Here is an 8304-nt window from a genome sequence, read left to right as displayed (position 1 = left end):
CTCACTTAAAAATAACTAACAACAATTAGGAACTAATTGACTTAGCTTCTTTCTAAGGTCAGAAATAAATCTTTAAACTTGCTGTAAATAATTTTCCGTTAAACATAGATTTACAAAATCTGACAATTTAATTATAGCATAAACTACATAAAGCAAGCTAATATTGCCTACTTAAGTAATATTTTCACCCACCAAATTACAAAAAAGAAGCTTGTACCATTTACTTCTAATTAGATACCTAAATTTACTTATCACCTTTATATCATTGAAATTTAGTAACTACCAAAGACAACCTAGCCAGATATATTTATAAAAAATATCGGAGCTTTCAGCTCTTACTAACCGTAAATCAAGCTATAATATTAGGTAGAATTTGGTGATAAAACCAATGGTAATTTTTACCTTTTTTACTCTAAAAATCGGCATCTTAATGCTTTTATGGAACAGAAATTTATACATATCGAAAATGCTTATTTGCACAATCTGCAAATATCGGAACTAAAAATCCCTTTAAATAAATTTGTAGTTATCACAGGTACTTCGGGAAGTGGTAAAACTACCTTAATTAACAATGTGATTGTCGCACAATCACAAATGTTAAATAATTTAGATAATTCTAACCATCTATATAATCTTTATCAAAATTACTCTAATTTACGCGTACGCGGTTTAACTCCTGTTAAGTATTTAGAACAAAGATTTAGTAATAAACGTAAACGTTTAAACTTAGCACAGTTTCTAGAAATTGAAACCCAAATTAATTTGCTCTACGCTAACTTTGCTAAGTTTGATCAACAAGAAATTGATCAAGCCTATAGTCCTAAAGATATTAAAAACCTCATTCCTGCATTGCCTAAACTAACGCAGGAAATGTTGGGTTATCGTAATCTACGTTATCGTTATTTACTATCTATACCTTTTCCTTTACCTATACTTCCAGGCTTAACTGATTTAGAGTTTCCAGCTAAAAAGCGTGACCCGCAACAAATTGTTAAACGCAATAAGCAAATAGTTAAAGCTCTTTTTGAGTATAACAGCGCTCCACCGGATACGATTATCTTAAATAAGAGTATTGTTTATGATATTGATGATCTGTATGGAGAGGTTGAAGAGTTAGAGTTTGCTATTAATAGTATTGACTTTGTCTTTGTCGCTATTGATAAAGAAAATAATATTCCAGACCATTTTGAAAAAACCTTATCAAATGCTTTAGCTACTGAAGCAGAAGACTTTCGTAAAATCTTCTTAAAACATGCTGGTTTAGAAACACCTCTTGGAGACTTAGGCTTAGATACCAGCAAATTAAGCGCTCAAGCTCAAGAGGGTAAATACACTAATGCCGTAGAACAAGCTCTGCGTAGTAAATATCAACCTAGCATTGGCGTTTATTCTCCATTTACCCAACAGGTTAAAGACTATCCTCTAGTTGCCGTTGTTAAAGATGGTGATAAGGAAGTAAAAGCTTTTAATTTACGTGAACGTAATGCTTTTTCAACTTTTGGACAAAATCGCTGTCAACATTGTAATGGTACAGGTTATGTTGATACTAAAAACAAAAGCGAAGAGCTAGATACTATTTGTCCAGAATGTCATGGAGTAGGTTTAGCTTCTTATATCACTCAAGCTAGTATTTTAGAACAAGAATACCAAGATTTATTTACTCAACCTTTGCATCGAGTGCATGACTTTTTTCAGCGCTATTTAAAACATGCTGAACAATCTCTAGATCTAAAAACCATGCAACAACAAAAAGCTACTTTAGATCTGCCGATGTTACAAGTTGCTTTGATTAAAGACATCTTAGCGCGTTTACAACATGTGTTAGATATGAATCTAACCTATATTAGTTTATCGCGTAAAGTACACACTTTCTCTGGTGGGGAAATTCAACGTATTCAACTGTCCAAGGTTTTAAATAACGAAATCACTGGTGTTACTTATATTTTAGACGAACCATCTATCGGCTTACACCCACAAGATAACCGTCGTTTAATTGATAAACTACGTTTATTAGTGCAACGTGGTAATTCGGTTATCGTAGTTGAGCATGATAATGATTTCATTCTCTATGCCGATCATATAATTAGTTTAAATGCCGGACGTATTGAGTTTGAAGGTACGGTAGAACAGTTAATGCGACAAGATTTACCATTAACTCAATACTTAAATAATCAAGTACCAATTTCTCAAGCTCTATCTCTGTTAAATAATAAAGAGTACAACAACCGCTTAGACGCAATTAAGAACCTAACCGAGCAAGACAGTTTACGTAGTGTTTTAGTTAATACTGACTTTAATGTAGATACGGAAATTTCTTTACCTCTTGCTAAAAAACAAGCAAATGCTCTAAAAATGACTTTTGCAGAATATTTAAGTGCTAACAATCGCCCAGATTATAGTAAAAAACCTAAACTCGTTTATGAAGGAGTTAATGTTGGTTACTTTAACGAGAGTAAAATCCAAATAGTACGCCAAGGATTAAATGTAATTTCAGGTGTTTCAGGATCAGGAAAGTCTATTTTTGCTTCGCATATTTTATATGCTGCAACTAATGCTGCTTTAAAAATGTCGAAAAAAGACTTTACTCCTACTGGTGCTTTACCTATTGCATTTAAAAACCTCTATAAGGTAAAGAAAATTATTGGGGCTAATTTAAAGAATACAACTACTATCAATGATGACTTTATCGATATCGTACTTTTTACGCATCAAATTCCAGATAATCGCAATGTTACCTTAATGGATTACATTGACATTACAGAAAAAATCGCGACTTTATTTGAAGAAGCTTCAAAACGTAAACATAAAATCAAACATCTTGCTAAAGAAGAATTCTTACTCAACAATCGCCAAACTAAAAACAAGTGTCCTCAATGCATAGGTAAACGTGTGATTAGTATGGAAATTGAACGCAACGTAAGCGAAGAGATCACTTGTTTTGAATGTAAAGGTACAGGCTACGCGAATTACGTTTTAGCTGAATACTTATCGTATGATAAAAATTCAACAGTTGAATACAATATTGCTGATTTTTATAGCTTAAATATTAATCAAGCTTATGACTTTTTCACTAAGTATCATAAAAATCATGCTTCATCTGTTTTAAAACGTATTATTGTTAGTCTTGCCTATCTTAAACGTTTCCGTTTAGGTCACTTGGTTTTAGGACGTTCAATTCAAGAGATCTCGGGTGGAGAAATGCAACGCTTGTACTTAATTAAGAATATCTCTATTAATAAGTTACAAGATAAGCATGCCTTAATCGTTATCGATGAGCCTACTACCGGTTTACACTTTGATGATATTCAGTCACTATTAGACTTCTTAATTGAACTTCGAGATCAAGGACATACCATTGTAGTTATTGAGCATAATTTAGATATTATTTATAACGCCGATCATTATATTGAGTTTGGCCCTGGTGCAGCAGAAAAAGGTGGACAGGTTATTTTTGCCGGTTCAATTGCTAAAGTAATCGAACAAGTTGAACAGACTAATACTCAAGATAAAGAAGCAACACCTGATCGAGCAGAAGCTCCAGTGATATCTTCAATGATGCAAGATATTTATACTTATCATCAAAAAACACAAGCTAACTTAGAACTTGAAAAGTAGAGATTGTTTAATGAAATCTAACTTGCAATAGTTAATCTTACTGCAGTCTATCTTACTGTAGATTTATCTTACTGTAAGTTTATCTTGTTACACTTGATCTTGCTATAGTGGTTGTCTTAAAACTTGATCTTTGTAAATCCTAAGATAATCTCTTTATCCATCAATTCTTGTAAAGACTATTTTTTAATCAGTTAACTAGCAATACGTATGGGCTGTTTTGCTTGTAACTCAGTCCATACTTTGTAAGTTGTCTTTTAGCTTTCTTTAAGCAAGTTAGTTTACGGTTGATATTGATTAACTTAGCAACAGCTCTATGCTTTTGCTATAATAGCTTGAGAAAATTGTGCATTAGCATAACAATTTCATCATAAAATCAATATTTACTTTAAATCTTATGCTGCTATGAGTAGCAAAGACCATTTTCAGTTTTCCTCCATTAACCAACTTTCTGAAATTCTTTCAGATTTTCAACAAATTTAGCTTGGTAAACAAATGTTTAAAAAAATCTTTGGGATGTTTTCAAATGACATCGCAATCGACTTAGGTACAGCGAATACGTTAATTTATGTTCGCGATAAAGGTATTGTATTAGATGAACCATCAGTAGTAGCAGTACGTCGTGATGCTAACGGTGCTTTACTAGACATTGCTGATGTAGGTCATAATGCCAAAGCTATGTTAGGTAAAACTCCTAAAAATCTTTTTGCTTCAAGACCTTTAAAAGATGGAGTTATCTCTAACTACCTCTTAACAGAAAAAATGCTCCAAGCATTTATTAAAAAGATTCACAAACCGACTTATTTCTTCCGTCCAAGCCCACGTGTTTTAGTGTGTGTACCAGCACAATCAACGCAAGTTGAACGCCGTGCAATTAAAGAAGCGGCATTAGGTGCAGGTGCTCGTGAAGTTTACCTAATTGAAGAACCAATGGCAGCAGCTTTAGGTGCTGGCTTACCAGTAAGTTCTCCAAAAGGTTCATTTATCGTAGATATCGGTGGTGGTACTACTGAAGTAGCAGTTCTTTCATTAGATGGTATTGAATGTGCTGTTTCTGAACGTGTTGGTGGTGACCAAATCGATGAAGCGATTATTTCACACATTAGAACTAAGTTTGGTTTAAAAATCGGTGAGCACACTGCTGAACGTATTAAACACGAAGTTGGTTCAGCAATTCGCTTAACTGATGAAGAAAATAAAACTATCGTAATTCAAGGTTTTAACATCAACGAAGATTTACCGCGTGAAGCAACTATTAGTTCGAACGATGTAGTTGATGCTATTACTGATCCATTAGAAAAAATTGTACGTGCCGTACAAAGCACAATTCAAAAAACTAAACCTGAATTAGCTGCTGATATTTATAAAAACGGTATTACTCTTTCTGGTGGTGGCGCTTTATTACGTAACATTGATAAACTAATTTCAGAAAAAACTGGTATTGGTTGTTACATTGCTGACGAACCACTAACGTGTGTGGCACGTGGAGGCGGTAAAGCGCTTGAGAAAATCATTCGTGATGGTTATGATTCATTCACAACTGACGAAATTCCACAAAACTAATTAAAAGTCTAATTTTTAAATAACTTTAAAGCCCTAGGATTTACTCCTAGGGCTTTAAATATGTACTTAAATTTTAATCGTCAGACATAAAAGTCACAACAGAAGCAGGTGATACCACGCGACCATTTAGTTCATAACCTTTTGCTACGACATGAGCAATAGTACCAGCTTGTTCCGGTGTTTGGTAAGGGTATTGCGCTACAGCATCGTGAAGATTTGGATCAAATTTATCTCCCACGTTACCGTATAGTTTTACCCCATGTTTGCTTAAATCTGCAGCAAATTCTTCATCAAAACTTAATAAGAATTCACGGAAAGCGTCAAAGTCAGCATTACCTGTATCTTTAGGTAAGCGATTTGCAGCCATGTCTAAGTTTTGGAATAAAGGTTTTAGAGCGTTTTTAACTACTTTTTCATTAGCGAAAGAAACCGCATTGCCTGTATCACGTTTAACACGTTCTACGCGACGTTTTTCTTCTTCTAATTGCGTTTGTGCACCAGCAATGCGTTGTAGTTCTAAATCATTTTCTACAGTTAACTTGCTCTCGGCTTGTTCGTATTGTGCAGCAGTTAAAGTAGCTAAAGCTTGTAAATCACTTGCTAAAGTTTCAAGATTAACTTGTTCTGGATTAGCTTTTAAATTATTTACTAACTCTTCAACATAAGCTAAAGCTTGCGTAGAGATAAAACCTTGGGCATTAACTTGTGACGCTAAAACAAATTCAGGCTCTTGCTCTTTTGTCTCTTGAGCTTGTGCATTAGCGTCAGTTTGTTCTTGCTGAGCTTGAGTTTCAACTTCTACTTCTGGAGTAGCTGTCTGCTCTTGTTCAGTTTTTACAGTTTCTTGCTCATTAAATTTTTGTTCAGACATCTTAACTCCTTATTCAGCTTTTTCTTCTGTTGCAGTATTTTCTACAGCTTCAGCTTCTGGGGCTTCTGGTTTTTGGTGTAAACCTAAACCAATTAAGTTATCCTCGAAAGATTTAAGGATTAACGCAATCCCATCAAAGTTTGCTTTTAAATTCTCATCATGAGCAAACTTTTCTTCAGAACTATCTAAAGTAGCAGTTAATTTATCTAAATTAGGTTTTAAGCATTCGTTGTAAAAACGGCTACGTTCTTGCTGTACAAAGAAATTACGCATTTGTTCTTCATTACGTAAGCTTTGACGTAATTGGTTGATTTCACCAGCAATTACGGCAACTTTATTATGATTTTCTTCGTACTCTTGTAAACCTTGGTTAATTTTAGTTGCTGTCACTAAAAATTTATCAAGTTGCTCAAGTAGATTTTGATCATCTACTTTTGCTTGCGCAAAATAAGTAGCTAACTCTTTTAAATCTAATAATTCTGGGCAAGCTACTTGTTGTGGAGTTTGTTCAGTCATGTATAAACTTCCTAACGTTTGGAGTTTAGATTTACAATTTGATAAATCTATACTCTAGGTTTTACTTATTTTTTCACTTACTAGTATACCGCCAAAATAGGAAAAATCAAGAGTAAAAGCTAGCAATACCACAAACTTTTATGCATATACACCGCTATTTGCTAAATCGATAGATAAGTTAATAAGGCTTATCTTGCTTTTAGCATTTAACTATAAACTAAACGACTTAAATCTTGTAGATTAACTAAATGCATAGTTAGATGCGCTTGTTGTGCTTGCTCGTTTTGCGCTAAATGTTGAGTAAAGGTTTTTACATACCAATCAGTAAGTTCAGGAATTTCTGGAATATAAACAAAGCACGTAGCTCCTGTTCCTGATAAATTAAGAGTTCCTTGGAACTTATCTCTTAACTCATTTAATGCTGGTTGACTAGCAAAGAACTCGTAAGCAAAACTATTTAAATATTTTGGCATTTGCTCAGCATTAAACATACGAGCGCAGCTTTGATGGAAAAGTGTTTTAAATTTATATGGATACTCCCAAGCATCAGTTGCTGGTGGAGTTGGTTCTAAACTTGCAAAAGCTTGTTTAGTGTTAATTCTAAAATCAGAAGTAATTACCGCAAAAGAACCTTTCGACCATAAACTATAGCGAGCTGCAATCATATTCGCTAGTTTTAAATAATCTAAAGCTTGGTTAGGAATAATGTTAGGATTAAATCTTTGCGTTTTTAAAATAGCCGCTACTAAATCAAGCAGAATTACTACCAGGTTTTGAGCATAAACTAATTCTGGATTAACGCGTTGTTCAATATAAGCTTTAGCAATTGAATCTGCCGAAGTAAAGATAATACCTTGTCCACGTAATACTTCTTCGAGTTTATCTACTTGCTTGAAAAGCATTTCCATAAACTGATATGTTTCTAAGTGCTTAATAGTAAAAAACATATCACCAAAGCGATAAGCAAGAGCTGAGTGTTGCAAAATAAAGATCGCACAATCAGCACCAATCTCTTGAGCAATTAAAATTAGATCTGGAGTAGTTAAATCAGGTACTAAATATTTGGCTACTGCACTTAATACTGTTGCAGCATTAGATGAACCTCCACCTAAACCACCTTGAGCTGGAATAAATTTATTTAAAGCTACTTCTAATTTTAAGCTATCTAGGCGTTGTTGTAGAGCTTGGTTGTTTTCAGTATTTACTAAAGGATGATTTAGTAATTTAGCAACTGCTTTATAAATTAAATTATCTTCTTTACCTACAATATGTTCACAACCTAAAATTTCTAGGCGCTCTAAAAACAGCTTTACAGCTTGTTCGTAACTTTTAGTCGTACTTGCATTCTGACTATGCCAAGTTAAAGTTATTTGGTCGGCAATTTGTGGTAATAGACGAAAATAGGTACTCATAGCATGATAGCCATTAGTACATTTAGCATCCACCCCTAAAAATAGATTAATCTTAGCAGGTGAATTTAAAATTTGCGAAAAGGTCATATAATCTATTTCCTGGCTAATGATATAGCCTATTATTATACGTTCTTTTAAAATCTTAGCTACTTTAAGTAAGAAAATCGACTCTTAAAAATGAAATTTTGCTTCACGGTTCGCAAATCTCGAAGATATATTTGACAAAAGCGATATTTTTTTGTAAGTAGTCTACATATTCTTTTAGTTATTTAAGCAAAAAGAACTTACTTCAATCCTATAGTTTTTGTTTAAGCAGTTAGAGGCATACTT

At 33.5% G+C, this 8304-nt stretch carries 5 protein-coding genes; 2 read left to right on the top strand and 3 right to left on the bottom strand.

Translation table 11 applies throughout. From position 1 onward, the window contains the following. Positions 1-438: 438 nt before the first annotated feature. Positions 439-3615, top strand: a complete 3177-nt coding sequence (locus CKF58_RS07225; protein ID WP_147397240.1) for an excinuclease ABC subunit UvrA — start codon at positions 439-441, stop codon at positions 3613-3615. A gap of 492 nt (positions 3616-4107) precedes the next feature. Further along, positions 4108-5175, top strand: coding sequence for a rod shape-determining protein (locus CKF58_RS07220; protein ID WP_119532435.1), 1068 nt, complete (start codon positions 4108-4110; stop codon positions 5173-5175). A gap of 73 nt (positions 5176-5248) precedes the next feature. On the opposite strand, the gene grpE is transcribed toward CKF58_RS07220, so the two are convergent. From grpE to CKF58_RS07205, 3 genes are all read right to left on the bottom strand, one after another. Then, positions 5249-6046 (bottom strand): nucleotide exchange factor GrpE, encoded by a 798-nt coding sequence (gene grpE / locus CKF58_RS07215; protein ID WP_119532433.1) that lies wholly within the window; start codon positions 6044-6046, stop codon positions 5249-5251. Between the two features lie 9 nt (positions 6047-6055). After that, positions 6056-6562 carry a hypothetical protein gene (locus tag CKF58_RS07210; protein WP_119532431.1) on the bottom strand — a complete coding sequence of 169 codons (507 nt, stop codon included), beginning with the start codon at positions 6560-6562 and terminating at the stop codon, positions 6056-6058. Positions 6563-6768: 206 nt separating this feature from the next. Then, entirely contained in the window at positions 6769-8061 is a 1293-nt protein-coding gene (locus CKF58_RS07205; RefSeq protein WP_119532430.1) for a GHMP family kinase ATP-binding protein, read from the bottom strand. Between the last annotated feature and the right edge of the window lie 243 nt (positions 8062-8304).

This window comes from Psittacicella hinzii (genome assembly GCF_003585935.1).
GTDB classification, from domain to species: Bacteria; Pseudomonadota; Gammaproteobacteria; order Enterobacterales; family Psittacicellaceae; genus Psittacicella; species Psittacicella hinzii.
This window is presented reverse-complemented; position numbering and strand designations above follow the sequence as displayed.

Excerpts from the sequence above, each read along its gene's own strand:
- CKF58_RS07225 (WP_147397240.1), top strand. The coding sequence starts at position 439 with ATGGAACAGAAATTTATACATATCGAAAATGCTTATTTGCACAATCTG.
- CKF58_RS07220 (WP_119532435.1), top strand. The coding sequence starts at position 4,108 with ATGTTTAAAAAAATCTTTGGGATGTTTTCAAATGACATCGCAATCGAC.
- grpE (WP_119532433.1), bottom strand. The coding sequence starts at position 6,046 with ATGTCTGAACAAAAATTTAATGAGCAAGAAACTGTAAAAACTGAACAA.
- CKF58_RS07210 (WP_119532431.1), bottom strand. The coding sequence starts at position 6,562 with ATGACTGAACAAACTCCACAACAAGTAGCTTGCCCAGAATTATTAGAT.
- CKF58_RS07205 (WP_119532430.1), bottom strand. The coding sequence starts at position 8,061 with ATGACCTTTTCGCAAATTTTAAATTCACCTGCTAAGATTAATCTATTT.